General features: G+C 68.4%; 11 protein-coding genes. 8 read left to right on the top strand and 3 right to left on the bottom strand.

From position 1 onward, the window contains the following. The first annotated feature begins 15 nt into the window (after window positions 1-15). Window positions 16-1,137, top strand: coding sequence for an alkaline phosphatase family protein (locus PQV94_RS07215; protein WP_274288076.1), 1,122 nt, complete (start codon window positions 16-18; stop codon window positions 1,135-1,137). Between the two features lie 6 nt (window positions 1,138-1,143). Here PQV94_RS07215 and sepH read toward each other — a convergent pair whose 3' ends face one another. Beyond that, window positions 1,144-2,163 (bottom strand): septation protein SepH, encoded by a 1,020-nt coding sequence (gene sepH / locus PQV94_RS07220; RefSeq protein WP_274288077.1) that lies wholly within the window; start codon window positions 2,161-2,163, stop codon window positions 1,144-1,146. A 213-nt stretch (window positions 2,164-2,376) separates the two neighbouring features. Between sepH and PQV94_RS07225 the strand changes: the two genes are divergently transcribed. After that, on the top strand, window positions 2,377-2,670 hold the full coding sequence (locus tag PQV94_RS07225) for a DUF4193 domain-containing protein (RefSeq protein WP_137416906.1): 294 nt from the start codon (window positions 2,377-2,379) through the stop codon (window positions 2,668-2,670). Here PQV94_RS07225 and PQV94_RS07230 read toward each other — a convergent pair. Next, window positions 2,645-3,115 carry a DUF3093 domain-containing protein gene (locus PQV94_RS07230; protein WP_337994373.1) on the bottom strand — a complete coding sequence of 157 codons (471 nt, stop codon included), beginning with the start codon at window positions 3,113-3,115 and terminating at the stop codon, window positions 2,645-2,647. The genes PQV94_RS07225 and PQV94_RS07230 overlap by 26 nt on opposite strands. Before the next feature lie 21 nt (window positions 3,116-3,136). On the opposite strand from PQV94_RS07230, the gene dut reads away from it, so the two are divergent. From dut to dxs, 6 genes are all read left to right on the top strand, one after another. Beyond that, on the top strand, window positions 3,137-3,592 hold the full coding sequence (gene dut, locus PQV94_RS07235; RefSeq protein ID WP_274288079.1) for a dUTP diphosphatase: 456 nt from the start codon (window positions 3,137-3,139) through the stop codon (window positions 3,590-3,592). Beyond that, window positions 3,589-4,188, top strand: a complete 600-nt coding sequence (locus PQV94_RS07240) for a DUF3710 domain-containing protein (RefSeq protein WP_274288080.1) — start codon at window positions 3,589-3,591, stop codon at window positions 4,186-4,188. The genes dut and PQV94_RS07240 overlap by 4 nt, the downstream gene beginning before the upstream one ends. Further along, window positions 4,185-4,973, top strand: a complete 789-nt coding sequence (locus tag PQV94_RS07245) for a DUF3159 domain-containing protein (RefSeq protein ID WP_274288081.1) — start codon at window positions 4,185-4,187, stop codon at window positions 4,971-4,973. The genes PQV94_RS07240 and PQV94_RS07245 overlap by 4 nt, the downstream gene beginning before the upstream one ends. 140 nt (window positions 4,974-5,113) lie before the next feature. Further along, a complete protein-coding gene (locus PQV94_RS07250; RefSeq protein WP_274288082.1) occupies window positions 5,114-7,948 on the top strand; it encodes an aconitate hydratase in 2,835 nt (944 codons plus the stop codon). Between the two features lie 73 nt (window positions 7,949-8,021). Then, a complete protein-coding gene (locus tag PQV94_RS07255; protein WP_274288083.1) occupies window positions 8,022-8,393 on the top strand; it encodes a DUF2200 domain-containing protein in 372 nt (123 codons plus the stop codon). A gap of 29 nt (window positions 8,394-8,422) precedes the next feature. Then, window positions 8,423-10,381 carry a 1-deoxy-D-xylulose-5-phosphate synthase gene (gene dxs, locus PQV94_RS07260; protein ID WP_274288084.1) on the top strand — a complete coding sequence of 653 codons (1,959 nt, stop codon included), beginning with the start codon at window positions 8,423-8,425 and terminating at the stop codon, window positions 10,379-10,381. A gap of 58 nt (window positions 10,382-10,439) precedes the next feature. On the opposite strand, the gene PQV94_RS07265 is transcribed toward dxs, so the two are convergent. Beyond that, window positions 10,440-12,584 (bottom strand): 3-hydroxyacyl-CoA dehydrogenase NAD-binding domain-containing protein, encoded by a 2,145-nt coding sequence (locus PQV94_RS07265; protein WP_274288085.1) that lies wholly within the window; start codon window positions 12,582-12,584, stop codon window positions 10,440-10,442. Between the last annotated feature and the right edge of the window lie 5 nt (window positions 12,585-12,589).

Raw genomic sequence — 12,589 nt, forward strand, 5'->3', positions numbered from 1 at the left:
GCGAGACTGGGCCCGATGACCCTCAGCCTACCGGCGGACCCCTCCGGCGCCCCGAGGCTCACCGGTGTGCTGCCCGACGCGGTCGCGGCCCTCGACGGCGGCTCCGCCCGCTGGCCCACCGTGCAGAGCCTCATCGTCTTCGTCGTCGACGGACTCGGCGCCGCGAACCTCGCCGAGAACCTCGCGTACGCCCGTTTTCTGGCCGAGCATCGCGGCAAGAAGCGGGTGGCGACCTCGGTGTTCCCGAGCACGACGGCCGCCGCTCTGACGAGCCTGCTCACCGCATCCGATGTGGGCAGGCACGGACTCGTCGGCTACCGCGCGCGCGATCCGCTGACGGGTCTCGTGCACAACCAGCTCACGGACTGGGGCCCTCGCGCTCTCGACCCGCTCTCGTGGCCACAGGTCGCCCCGTTGAGCGCGAGCGACACGGCGCACCGCTGGGTCGTCGCATCCAAGCCCGAGTACGCAGGCACGGGGTTCACCGAAGCGACGCTCCGAGGGGCAGAGAACTTCGGTGAGAAGCGGCTCGACGACCGCGTCGACCGCGCGATCGCCGAGGCCCGCAGCGCGCCCGGCACCATCGTCTACCTCTACGCGCCCGAGCTCGACTCAGCGGGGCACCGGCACGGCGTCGCATCCGATCGGTGGACCGCCGCGCTCGAAGCGGTGGATGCGGCGGCACGCCGCCTGCACGCGGGAGCAGGCGCGGGTGTCGGGGTGATCCTCACCGCCGACCACGGAATGGTGGACGTCCCCCGGCACCGTCAGATCGTGATGACGGAGGGCGATGCCCGGCTGGAGGCTGCTGCGGCCATCGCCGGAGAACCACGGATGCTGCACCTGTACGCGCATCCCGGCGACGAAGCGTCCTTGATCCGTGCGTGGCGCGATGAGCCGATGGCATGGGTGTTCACGAGGGCACAGGCGATCGCCGCCGGCCTGTTCGGCGACACCGTCTCCGCTGCGGTCGCCTCGCGGATCGGCGACGTGTTGGTGGCAGCGCGCGGTCGCGTCGCCTACTACGACGGCCGCCTCGCCGACACCTCCGCGCAGCGCATGGTGGGTCAGCACGGGTCGCTCACGACGGAGGAGAGGGTCGTGCCCCTCATCGGTCTCGGGGGCTTCGCCGGCTGAGAGCGTTCAGCTCTCGTCGGAACGTGCTCCGAAGACGATCTCGTCCCAAGAGGGCATCGACGTGCGACCCTTACGTCGACCCGCATCGGAGGCCGGCTCAGTGCGCACGGTCTCCGCGGGCGCAGGTTCGCTGGTCTCGTTGTACCCCGGTTCCAGGGCGTCGAAGAGGGCGACCGGCGAGGGCGAACGAGTCGGCTCCTCGGGAGCATCTGCCGTCGGAGCCGCCGTGCGCTGACCGCGGCGACGCCGCAGGGCTTCCAGCAGGTCCGCCGTCTCGGCGGAGGTCTGCACCGCTTCGGGCGCCCGCTTGATCGCCGCATCCTGCACGGCGGGACTCGCCGGTGCCGGAAGCGTCGGACGCTCGGCCGCGTCGTGACGCGGGCCGAACGCGCCGCTGTCGAAGCGCGTGTCGTCCTTGATGCCCGGGGTGTCGAGTGCCCGAAGTCGAGGGATGAGGCCCTCCGGGAGTGACCCCTGTCGGGAGAGCTGCGTGGCGTCCGCGTTCAGCGGTGACAGCGAGCTGCGTCGGGGTTCGAAGCTCCAGCGCGCGTCGCGTTCGACATCGCCGGCGACGAAACCGAGCTTGACGACCCACCCGGTGGGTTCCTTCCAGCTCGTCCACCGCTCGCCGGTCGCGCCCGCTTCCGCCAACTTCGCGCGTACGGCGTCGCCGAAGCTCGTCTGGTTGTCGCCGTCGAAGTCGGATCCCAGCAGCACCGGCACTGAGAGAGCCTGTCCGACGATGAACTCCCGTTCGGCGAGCACGGGCGGCTCGAACCGGACGACGTCCTCGAGGGACGTGCCGAGCACTTCGGCGACCTCCCGGGCGGAGAGACCGGCGCGGATCTGCGCCTGGATCTCGCGGGGGCTGGGGCGGTTGGCCTTGACGGGCTCTTCGCGCTCCTTGCGTGCCCGACGAAGCTCTGCGCGCAGCACGTCATCGATGGCCAGGGAGTAGCGCTGCCCGGACTCGGTGGAGACCACCAGCACACCGTCTTCGGTGCCGATCACTCTGAGTTGTTCCATGCGACACACGCCTCCCATCTGCCGTGTGGGCCCATGCTGACACAGGGCGTCCCCGCTGGCGGGAATATCCGGGGCGTGGCGCGAGTTTCGATGCGTGCCGACCGCGGTGAGAGCACCATGCATCCGCATTTGCTAAATGCCACCCGGTCATGCAAACTATCGCCGCCTGCCCGACGGCGGGAGATCCACAACGCGACAAGAGACACGAGAAGAATGGCTACGGACTACGACGCCCCCCGCAAGACCGAAGACGACAGCGAGTCCATCGAAGCGCTCAAGGAGCGCGTTCCGGACAAGATGTCCGGGGCCGTCGACGTCGAGGACGCCGACAACCCGTCGGGCTTCGAGCTGCCCGGCGCCGACCTTTCGGACCTGGAGCTCGACGTCGTCGTGCTCCCCGCGCAGGAGGACGAGTTCACCTGCGTCAGCTGCTTCCTGGTGAAGCACCGCTCACAGATCGACCACGAGGAGTCGCTCGGCGCTATCTGCGTGGAGTGCGCTGCCTGACCTGCGCTCTGCGCACCGCCGCGGCGAGTCGGTCGGGGGTCCGTGAGGACACCACCCACGCCGGTGTCGGATCGTCCGCATCCTCGACGGGAACGACGACCGCCCCACCGATTCCGCCGCGCACCAGCATCCACGACCGAGGGTCGGCATCCCGGCCACGCGCGAACCGCGCGTCCTCGCCCGAGTAGGCGACCGGCTCTCCCAGAAGGTCGACCGGGATGTGGGCTCGACCCGCACGAAGCTCCCCACCAATGACCTCGACGCGAGGCGCGGTCGCCATCAGGGCCCAGACGATCAGGGCCGCGACCGCGACGCCCGCCACCAGCGCGAGAGTGGTGTCGACGGGGGAGAGGGCGAGCGCCACCATGGGGGCGCAGACCGCGGCTGCGACGAGCGTCCACAGCGAGGGGCTCAGGCGTTCGCGATAGACGACGTCGGAAGTCATGTTCTGCATTACCCTCGTGAGGTGGCCGAAAGCGTGGACATCCCCATTATCGCGCCCGTCGTCCCGGCGTTCGCTCATCCGGGCGACGCCGGCGCCGACCTGATCGCCGCGGAGGGGGTGCGACTCGGTCCCGGAGAACGTGCTCTCGTGGGCACCGGCGTGCGCATCGCGCTGCCCGAGGGGTACGCGGCGTTCGTCATGCCCCGTTCGGGGCTCGCGGCCAAGCACGGGGTGACGGTGGTCAACGCCCCGGGGACCGTCGATGCGGGTTACCGCGGCGAGATCAAGGTCGCGCTCCTGAACACCGACCGCACGGAGGCCTACGAGGTCTCGGCGGGGGACCGGATCGCGCAGCTGGTGGTCCTTCCGATCCCGCCGGTGCGCTTCCTGCCGGTCGACGAGCTGCCCGCCAGCGTGCGCGGCGAAGGGGGCTTCGGCTCCACCGGATACGACACTTCTGCGAGGACGACCCGATGACCGACGCATCTCTGGAACCGAGCGGCAAGAGCGCTCCGATCGACCGCGAGACCGCGGGACCCTTCGACGAGTCGGAGGTGAACCCGGTTCGTCCCTACATCGATCTGGGTGCGATCAAGGTGCTGCCGCGCGAGGGGCTCAACCTGCGGCTGGAGGTCGAGGAGCAGACGAAGCGCATCGTCGCCGTCGGACTCGACTATGCGGACTCCACGCTCCAGGTGCAGCCGTTCGCCGCGCCCCGCTCCAGCGGGCTCTGGGAGGAGACCCGAGAGCAGATCCGCCAGCAGGTACGTCAGCAGGGCGGGCGGGTCGAGGAGCGTGAGGGGCCGCTCGGCCCGGAGCTGCTCGCCGAGGTCCCGGTCGTCGTCGCCGGCGACGCCGGAAGCGGCGCCAAGCGGCTCGCGCGCTTCGTCGGCGTCGACGGTCCTCGCTGGTTCCTGCGCGGTGTGATCGGAGGAGCGGCGACGTCCAACGTCGACGCCGCGGCTCAGATCGAGGATCTCTTCCGATCGCTCGTGGTGGTCCGCGGTGGCACGCCGATGCCGCCGCGCGACCTGATCCCTCTGAAGATGCCGGCGACCCCGGGCGCCGCGTGAGCTCCGACGAGACGCACGGCGAGCGGCCGTCGCTGGAACCGCCGGCGCCCGCCGAGCCCCGCGCGTCCGAGCTCATCGGATCCGCTCTGGGCGCGGCCGCGCGACGCGCGGGGCTGGACCCGGCGCAGGAGGCGAGCACGGGTCACGTGGTGTGGCGGGCCATCGGCGGATGGCGCGGCATCATCGAGTCCGTGCTTCCGAGCCTCGTCTTCGTGGTCACCTTCACGGCGACGCAGGACCCCGCGGTCGGGACAGGGAACCTCCCGCTGTCCCTCGGGCTGTCGGTGGGCATCGCGGCGTTGTTCACGGTGGTGCGCCTGATCTGGCGGAGCAACGCTTCGCCCGCGCTCGGCGGTCTGATCGCCGCGGCCCTCGCGGCCGGACTGGCCTTGTGGACCGGCCGCGGTGAGGACAACTTCCTCCTCGGGTTTTTCATCAATGGGGGCTATGGTGCTGCCTTCGTCGTCTCGGCCTTCATCGGCTGGCCCATCATCGGACTCGCCGCAGGGTGGCTCATGGGTGAAGCGACCGCGTGGCGGAGCGACCGGCGCAAACGTCGCACCTTCTTCTGGCTCACGCTGGTCTGGGGGCTGTTCTTCTTCACGAAGTTGGCGGTCCAGCTGCCGTTCTATCTTTCGGGCGATGTGACCACACTCGGCGTGCTGAAGATCGCGATGGGGCTCCCGCTGTTCGCACCGTTGCTCGCGGTGACATGGCTGGTCGTCCGAGCGTCATACCCTCGAACCGGCGCCGTGTCCGACGCGGAAGGGTCCACCCGCCGGTGATACTATTTATCTCGACATCGAGATAAATTTCCGGGCGACGGGGTAAGGCTTACCTTCCTAGCAACCCCTTCCGGACGCGGGGAAGATGGGCAGATCGGGCCCCGCGACGACGCCCGTGAACGCCGACGAAGGAGACAGACGTGTCCACGGTTGACAGCTTCGGTGCGAAAAGCACCCTGACGGTCGGCAGCACCGACTACGAGATCTTCCGTATCGACACGGTCGCCGGTTACGAGAAGCTCCCCTTCAGTCTCAAGGTCCTCCTGGAGAACCTGTTGCGCACCGAGGACGGCGCCAACGTGACGAAGGAGCAGATCCAGGCCCTCGGCTCGTGGAACCCGGATGCGGAGCCCGACACCGAGATCCAGTTCACACCCGCACGCGTCGTGATGCAGGACTTCACGGGTGTGCCCTGCATCGTGGACCTCGCCACGATGCGCGAGGCCGTCACCGCCCTCGGCGGCGACCCGAACCGCATCAACCCGCTCTCGCCTGCCGAGATGGTCATCGACCACTCGGTCATCGCGGACCTCTTCGGTTCCGAGAACGCGCTCGAGCGCAACGTCGAGATCGAGTACGAGCGCAACGGCGAGCGTTACCAGTTCCTGCGCTGGGGCCAGACGGCCTTCGACGACTTCAAGGTCGTCCCGCCGGGAACCGGCATCGTGCACCAGGTGAACATCGAGCACCTCGCCAAGGTGATCTACGACCGCTCGGTCGACGGTGTGCTGCGCGCCTATCCCGACACCTGTGTCGGCACCGACTCGCACACCACCATGGTCAACGGTCTCGGCGTGCTCGGTTGGGGCGTCGGCGGCATCGAGGCAGAGGCTGCGATGCTCGGTCAGCCGGTCTCCATGCTGATCCCGCGCGTCGTCGGCTTCAAGCTCACCGGCGAGATCCCCGCCGGTGTCACCGCGACCGACGTCGTCCTGACGATCACCGACATGCTGCGCAAGCACGGCGTCGTGGGCAAGTTCGTCGAGTTCTACGGCGAGGGCGTCGCCTCCGTCCCCCTGGCCAACCGTGCCACGATCGGCAACATGAGCCCGGAGTTCGGCTCCACGGCCGCGATGTTCCCCATCGACGACGTGACCCTCGACTACCTGCGCCTCACCGGCCGCAGCGACGAGGCGATCGCGCTCGTCGAGGCGTACGCCAAGGAGCAGTCCCTCTGGCACGACCCCTCTCGCGAGCTGGTCTTCAGCGAGTACATGGAGCTCGACCTCGCCACGGTCGTCCCCTCGATCGCCGGCCCCAAGCGTCCCCAGGACCGCATCCTGCTGTCGGAGGCCAAGGCTCAGTTCGAGAAGGACATCCTCAACTACGCGACGGCGTCCACCTCGGACTCGATCGTCGACCTGGAGGGCGACCAGTCCTTCCCCGCATCCGACCCCGGTCCGGTGCCCGGTGACGAGCACGTGCACACCGGCGAGATCCTGATCTCCAGCGGGGGCCCGGCGGCGGCGTCCAAGCCCGTCAAGGTGACGCCCCCGGATGGAGCGCCCTACATCCTCGACAACGGCGCGGTCACCCTGGCGGCGATCACGTCCTGCACCAACACGTCCAACCCCTCGGTCATGATGGCCGCGGGCCTGCTGGCGAAGAAGGCCGTCGAGAAGGGCCTGACGCGCAAGCCCTGGGTCAAGACGACGCTCGGCCCGGGCTCGAAGGTCGTCACCGACTACTACGAGAAGTCGGGCCTCGACAAGTCGCTCGAGGGTCTCGGCTTCTACACCGTCGGCTACGGCTGCACGATCTGCATCGGCAACTCGGGTCCGCTCATCGAAGAGGTCTCCGAGGCCATCAACGAGAACGACCTCGCCGTGACGGCCGTCCTCTCGGGCAACCGCAACTTCGAGGGTCGCATCAGCCCGGACGTGAAGATGAACTACCTCGCGTCGCCGCCCCTGGTGGTGGCCTACGCGCTGGCGGGTTCGATGAACTTCGACTTCGACAACGACCCGCTCGGCAAGGACCAGAACGGCGAGGACGTGTTCCTCAAGGACATCTGGCCCTCGACCGAGGAGGTACAGGCCGTCATCGACACCTCGATCTCGCGCGAGCAGTTCATCAAGCAGTACGCGACCGTCTTCGACGGCGACGACCGCTGGCGGAACCTGCCCACGCCCACCGGCCCGGTGTTCGAGTGGGATGCGGACTCCACCTACGTGCGCAAGGCGCCCTACTTCGACGGTATGTCGATGGAGCTGACCCCGGTCTCCGACATCACCGGTGCCCGCGTGATGGCGACCCTGGGTGACTCGGTGACCACCGACCACATCAGCCCGGCAGGAAACATCAAGGCGGGCACCCCCGCCGCGCAGTACCTGACCGAGCACGGCGTCGCGCAGAAGGACTTCAACTCCTACGGCTCTCGCCGTGGAAACCACGAGGTCATGATCCGCGGAACGTTCGCCAACATCCGCCTCAAGAACGCGATCGTCAGCGCGGTCAACGACGGGGCGGTCGTCGAGGGCGGCTACACGCGCGACTTCACGCAGCCCGGTGGTCCGCAGTCGTTCATCTACGACGCCTGCCAGAACTACGCTGCGCAGGGCACACCTCTCGTCGTGTTCGGCGGCAAGGAGTACGGCTCCGGCTCGTCGCGCGACTGGGCGGCCAAGGGCACGAGCCTGCTCGGCGTCAAGGCCGTCATCACCGAGAGCTTCGAGCGCATCCACCGCTCGAACCTGATCGGCATGGGCGTCGTCCCGCTGCAGTTCCCCGAGGGTGAGAGCTGGTCCTCGCTCGGCCTCGACGGGACCGAGATCGTGTCGATCACGGGCCTGGAGAAGCTCAACGAGGGCGTCACGCCCAAGACGGTGACCGTCACGGCCGAGCCGAGCGAGTTTTCGCCGGAGGGCAAGCAGACGATCACGTTCGAGGCGAAGGTGCGCATCGACACCCCCGGTGAGGCGGACTACTACCGCAACGGCGGCATCCTGCAGTACGTGCTGCGCTCGCTCGTCTGAGCGTTCGCACCCGGACGGGTCGGTCCTGGCAAGGGACCGGCCCGTCTTTTGCTGCAGCGGCTAACCTGTGGAGATGAGCCGGATCTTCGCGACGCCGTTCGCCGACATCTACCCGCTCTACGTGGCCAAGATCGAGCGGAAGGGGCGCACCAGCGCCGAGCTCGACGAGGTCATCCGGTGGCTCACGGGGTTCGAGGACCGGGATATCTCCCGTCACCTCGCCGAGCGCACGAGCCTCGAGGAGTTCTTCGCGCAGGCGCACCTGAACCCGCACGTCGATCGGATCACCGGTGTGGTCTGCGGCATCCGCGTCGAGGAGATCGAAGACCCGCTCATGCAGCGCATCCGCTACCTCGACAAGCTCGTCGACGAACTCGCGAAGGGACGCCCGATGGCGAAGGTGTTGCGGCAGGAGCCCGCAGGCGCCGGGGGGACCCGCTCATGACGGCCTCGCCCGAGAGGAAGGGAACAGATATGTCGTTGTTGTCCGACGTCACCCGGCCGAGCGATCTGCGCACCCTGACGACCGCTCAGCTCGAAGAGCTCGCGGGAGAGATCCGCGCCTTCCTCATCGAGAACGTGGCGCGCACGGGAGGACACCTCGGACCGAACCTCGGGGTCGTGGAGCTCACCATCGCGTTGCACCGCGTGTTCGACTCCCCGAACGACCCCATCGTCTTCGATACCGGGCATCAGTCATACGTGCACAAGCTGCTCACCGGACGGCAGGACTTCTCGGCGCTTCGCTCGCGCGGGGGCCTGGCCGGCTACCCGCAGCGGTCGGAGAGCGAGCACGACATCGTCGAGTCTTCGCACGCCTCCAGCTCGCTCAGCTGGGCAGACGGCATCTCTCGTGCCTTCGCGCAGACGGGGCGTCGGGACCGGCACGTCGTTGCCGTCGTCGGCGACGGTGCGCTCACCGGCGGCATGACCTGGGAGGCGCTCAACAACATCTCCGACGACAACGACCGCAACCTCGTCATCGTCGTCAACGACAACGGCCGCTCCTATGCGCCGACGATCGGCGGGATGGCACGCTATCTGAATCGCGTCCGCACCGCCGATGCCTACCAGAGCCTGCACCGCGGTTCACGTAACCTCATCACCCGCCTGGGCCCTGCGGCGCGCGCGTTCTATCGGGGCGTTCGCGGCGGCACACGGGGCTTCCTGTCCCGTTTCACCAACAACGAGGCGCTGTACTCCAACCTCGACATCAAGTACCTGGGCCCGATCGACGGGCACGACATCCGGGCGCTGCTGGAGACACTCGAGCTGGCGAAGAACTACGGTGCTCCCGTGATCGTGCACACCATCACGGAGAAGGGCCGCGGCTATCAGCCCGCCGTCGAGGACGAGGCCGACCAGTTCCACGCCGTCGGCCGCATCGACCCCGTGACGGGTGCGACGCTCGGCTCGAGCGCGGGGACGGCGTGGACCGACGTCTTCGCGGAGGAACTCGCGCGCATCGGCGCGGCGCGTCCTGATGTGATCGCCGTCACCGCGGCGATGCTGCGCCCCACGGGTCTTCTGCCCTTCGCGCAGCAGTTCCCCGATCGGGTCTACGACGTCGGGATCGCCGAGCAGCACGCGGCCGCATCCGCGGCAGGTCTCGCCTACGGCGGTCTGCATCCGGTGGTGGCGATCTACGCGACGTTCATGAACCGTGCGTTCGATCAGGTGCTGATGGATGTGGCGTTGCACCGCGCGGGCGTGACGTTCGTCCTGGACCGCGCCGGCGTGACCGGGCCGGATGGGCCGAGCCACCACGGGATCTGGGATCTCGCGATGCTGCAGCTGGTTCCTCGCATCCGGATCGCCGCGCCACGCGACGCTGCCCGGCTGCGTGAGGAACTCGCGGAAGCCGTGGAGGTCTCGGATGCACCGACCGTGCTGCGCTATCCGAAGGGAGCGGTGGGCGAGGAACTCCCCGCCGTCGAGCGTCTGCACGATGGTGTCGACGTGCTCGCGAAGCCGCAAGCGGCAGACGTGCTCATCATCGGCATCGGTCCCATGGCGCACACGGCGATGGAGGTCGCCGAGCGACTGTCCGCGCAGGGAATCGGTGCGACGGTCGTCGATCCCCGATGGGTGGTCCCCGTGGCCGGCTCGCTCATCGAGCTGGCCGCCGCGCACCGCCTGGTGATCACGATCGAGGACGGCATCCGGGTGGGCGGCATCGGTACCCGCATCCGTCAGGTGCTCCGCGAGAACGGCGTCGATACGGCCGTGGACGAGCTCGGGGTGCCGGACGAGTTCATCGATCACGCCTCCCGCGACCAGATCCTGGTGGATGCGGGCCTCACGGCCGCCAAGATCGCCCAGGACGTCGTGGCGCAGGTGCTGGGTACCCGGATCCCCGTCGCTCGAGGATCGAAGGATGCGGCCGATCTCCGTGTCCCGGACGACGAAGGCGTCGGCTCTCGCAAGGCGTGACGCGCCGGAACAACGAAGGGGCGGCCCACCGATCGGTGGGCCGCCCCTTCGTCGTTCGTCAGGCGCCGACGCCGCGGATCGGGGGGTTGTGGAACGTCGCCCCGAACACGCGCTCCGACGCGCCCTCTCGATCGAGATAGGGCGATGCCCCGCCATCGATGAACGGCCAGCCGGCGCCGAGGATGAGGCACAGATCGATGTCCTGCACCTCCGGCACGACCTCGTCGTCCAGCATGATGCGGATCTCCTGTGCGAGTCCGTCCTGTACGCGCTGGAGGATCTCCGCCTCAGCGACGGGCGTCGTGCCCAGAGCTGGCTTCAGCACCTTCTCCGCCGCCTTCGTCCAGCCGGTGACCCGTCCGTTCTTGTCCTTCTCCACGATCTGGGACAGCTCTGCGAGCTCGTGGAAGTTCTCCGAAGCGAAGAACCGGTCGGGGAACGCATGCGCCATCGTGTCCTGCACGTGCGCGGCCACCTTCCAGCCGACGAGATCGATCAGCTGGAACGGCGTCATCGGCAGGCCGAGGGGCGCGAACGCCTTCTCGACGGTCAGCAGCGGAGTGCCCTCGTAGACCGCGCGCGCCGCCTCACCCATGACCTTGGCCAGCAGTCGGTTGACGACGAAGCCGGGAGCGTCGGCGGTGAGCACCGCGTTCTTGCCGAGGCCCTTGGCCACGACGAATGCGGTGGACAGCGCCGCATCCGAGGTCGCCTCCGTCTTGACCACCTCGATCAGGGGCATGACGGCGACGGGGTTGAAGAAGTGGAAGCCGACCAGGCGCTCGGGGTGAGCGAGCTTGGACCCGATCTCGGTGACCGACAGCGATGAGGTGTTGGTCGCGAGGATCGCGTCGTCGGCGACGATCGACTCGATCTCCGCGAACACCTGCTGCTTGACGCCGACTTCCTCGAAGACGGCCTCGATGACGAAGTCGCAGTCCGCGTACTGCGACTTGTCGGTCGTGCCGGTGACGAGCCCGCGCAGCTGGTTAGCGGCGTCGGCGTCAAGCCGACCCTTCGCCTCCAGCTTGCCGATCTCCTCGTGGATGTGCGCGACGCCCTTGTCCACTCGAGCCTGATCGATATCGGTGATGAGCACAGGCACCCGGAGCTTGCGCACGAACAGCAGCGCGAACTGGCTGGCCATGAGGCCGGCGCCGATGACGCCGACCTTCGTGACCTTCTTCGAGAGCGCCTTGTCGGGTGCACCGACCGGGCGCTTGGCGCGCTTCTGCACGAGGTCGAACGCGTACATCGAGGCGGCGAACTGGTCGCCGATGACGAGATCTGCGAGCGCCTCGTCTTCGCGCGCGAAGCCCTCCGCCCTGGTGCCGCCCTTGGCCTCGTCGAGAAGCTCGAGAGCGACGTAGGGAGAGCGCGGGACGGTGCCGATGCGGCTCTCGAGCATGCCGCGCGCCATCTTGATCGCGATGGGCCATTTCGTGAGGCGCTCGATCTTGCCGGGCTCGTTCTTGCGTTCCACCTTGATCGTGCCGCCGATGACGCCGTCAGCCCAGACGAGCGACTCCTCGAGGAAGTTCGCCGGCGAGAAGATCGCGTCGAACATCCCGAGTTCGTATGCCTGGCGCGGCTTGAGAGTCCGGTTCTGCTTCAGCGGGTTCGAGATGACGACCTCGAGCGCCTTCTCGATGCCGATGAGGTTGGGGAGCAGGTATGACCCGCCCCAGCCCGGGATGATGCCCAGGAACACCTCGGGCAACGCGATGGCGGCCGCGGATGCGTCGACGGTGCGGTAGGTGGAGTTGAGCGCGATCTCGACCCCACCACCCAGCGCCAGGCCGTTCACGAAGGCGAAGGAGGGTACGCCGAGCTCCGACAAGCGACCCAACACCTGATGACCGCGCTGCGCGATGAGCTTGGCGGCATCCCGCGAGGGGACCTTCGAGACATCCGAGAGGTCTGCGCCCGCGGCGAGGATGTATTGCTTGCCCGTGATGCCGACGGCCTGGATCTCGCCCGCGGCGGCGCGGGCGGCGAGGGCCGTGAGAGTGTCGCCGAGCTCTTTCAGCGTGGCCGGTCCGAGGGTGTTCGGTCGCGTGTGGTCCCGGCCGTTGTCGAGCGTGATGAGCGCCAGAACCTTGCCGGAGGGCAGCCGGATGTCGCGCACGGGGGAGTGGGTGACGACCTCGTCGCCGCTGAACTGATCGAGCGGCGAGAAGTCGATGGCGTCGTAATCGGTCATGTTCG

The sequence above is a fragment of the Microbacterium sp. Clip185 genome (genome assembly GCF_028743715.1).
Classification (GTDB): Bacteria; Actinomycetota; Actinomycetes; order Actinomycetales; family Microbacteriaceae; genus Microbacterium.

What these genes read in the sequence shown, in the direction of transcription:
- PQV94_RS07240 (WP_274288080.1), top strand. Translation starts at nt 3,589, where the DNA reads ATGACCGACGCATCTCTGGAACCGAGCGGCAAGAGCGCTCCGATCGAC.
- PQV94_RS07265 (WP_274288085.1), bottom strand. Translation starts at nt 12,584, where the DNA reads ATGACCGATTACGACGCCATCGACTTCTCGCCGCTCGATCAGTTCAGC.
- PQV94_RS07230 (WP_337994373.1), bottom strand. Translation starts at nt 3,115, where the DNA reads ATGACTTCCGACGTCGTCTATCGCGAACGCCTGAGCCCCTCGCTGTGG.
- PQV94_RS07215 (WP_274288076.1), top strand. Translation starts at nt 16, where the DNA reads ATGACCCTCAGCCTACCGGCGGACCCCTCCGGCGCCCCGAGGCTCACC.
- PQV94_RS07225 (WP_137416906.1), top strand. Translation starts at nt 2,377, where the DNA reads ATGGCTACGGACTACGACGCCCCCCGCAAGACCGAAGACGACAGCGAG.
- dxs (WP_274288084.1), top strand. Translation starts at nt 8,423, where the DNA reads ATGTCGTTGTTGTCCGACGTCACCCGGCCGAGCGATCTGCGCACCCTG.
- PQV94_RS07255 (WP_274288083.1), top strand. Translation starts at nt 8,022, where the DNA reads ATGAGCCGGATCTTCGCGACGCCGTTCGCCGACATCTACCCGCTCTAC.
- sepH (WP_274288077.1), bottom strand. Translation starts at nt 2,163, where the DNA reads ATGGAACAACTCAGAGTGATCGGCACCGAAGACGGTGTGCTGGTGGTC.